Source organism: Parafrigoribacterium humi, assembly GCF_040227205.1.
Classification (GTDB): Bacteria; Actinomycetota; Actinomycetes; order Actinomycetales; family Microbacteriaceae; genus Parafrigoribacterium_A; species Parafrigoribacterium_A humi.
Genome location: NZ_JBELOA010000015.1, coordinates 1 through 1,087 on the forward strand (window position 1 = coordinate 1; position 1,087 = coordinate 1,087).

The 1,087-nt window shown below is 64.6% G+C and carries 1 protein-coding gene; it reads left to right on the forward strand.

Features of this window, described 5'->3' with window-relative positions; translation table 11 throughout:
* Nucleotides 1-93 precede the first annotated feature (93 nt).
* On the forward strand, nucleotides 94-1,087 hold a 994-nt coding region (locus ABUA28_RS14065; protein WP_349904933.1), incomplete at its 3' end, for an IS481 family transposase.

Sequence of the window (1,087 nt, forward strand, 5' to 3'; positions counted from 1 at the left end):
TGTAGTTCCCAGGGACGTTGTGAACGTTTGAGTTAGCGAAGACCTCCGGCACGATGTGGGTTACCAAGCTCACATCTGAAACCGGAGGTCTTCGTGACTCACGTTAACGCGCCATTCGCCCCGGAGGGGCGTCTTCGTCTTGCTCGTCTGATCGTGGAAGGTGGCTGGTCTGTCCGCCGGGCCGCAGAGCGCTTCCAATGCTCGCCGGCGACCGCGGCGAAATGGGCGATCCGTTATCGTGCTGGCCTGCCGATGACGGATCTGTCGTCACGGCCGCATCACTGTCCCAAGCAGCTGCCGCGACGGCTCGAGCACCGGATTGTTGCGCTGCGGTTCACCCGCCGGTGGGGACCGCACCGGATCGGCTACCACCTGCATCTGAACCGGTCCACGGTCGAGCGAGTGTTGGCACGCTATCGGATGCCGAAGCTGGTCTATCTCGACCAGGCCACTGGCCTGCCCGTGCGCAAGCCCAGACCGGTCCGTTACGAGAAGGCGGTGGCGGGCGAGCTGGTGCACGTCGATATCAAAAAGCAAGGCCGCATCCCCGATGGTGGCGGATGGCGCGTCCACGGTCGAGGCTCGGCGCAGGACCGGCGGGTCGATGCCGCACGCGATCGTGCCGCCCGCCGCGGAGCGTCCCCGTCTCGCGGCTACTCCTTCCTGCATCACGCCGTCGATGACCACTCCCGCCTCGCTTACTCCGAGATCCTCCGCGATGAGAAGAAGGAGACCGCCGCCGGTTTCTGGCTGCGCGCCAACGCGTTCTTCGCCGCCGCAGGGATCACCGTCACCACGGTGATGACCGACAACGGTTCCTGCTACCGATCACGGGCATTCGCCGCGGCCCTAGGAGATATCAAACACGTTTGGACAAGGCCCTACCGACCCCAGACCAACGGGAAAGTCGAGCGCTTCAATCGGACCCTCGCCGAGGAATGGGCCTACGCGGCGACCTACCTCAGCGACGAAGCCCGAGCCGCCACCTATCCAGGATGGCTCCATCGCTACAATCACCACAGACCCCACACCGGACTCGGCGGCCAAACCCCAGCCCAACGCGTTCACAACGTCACAGGGAACTACA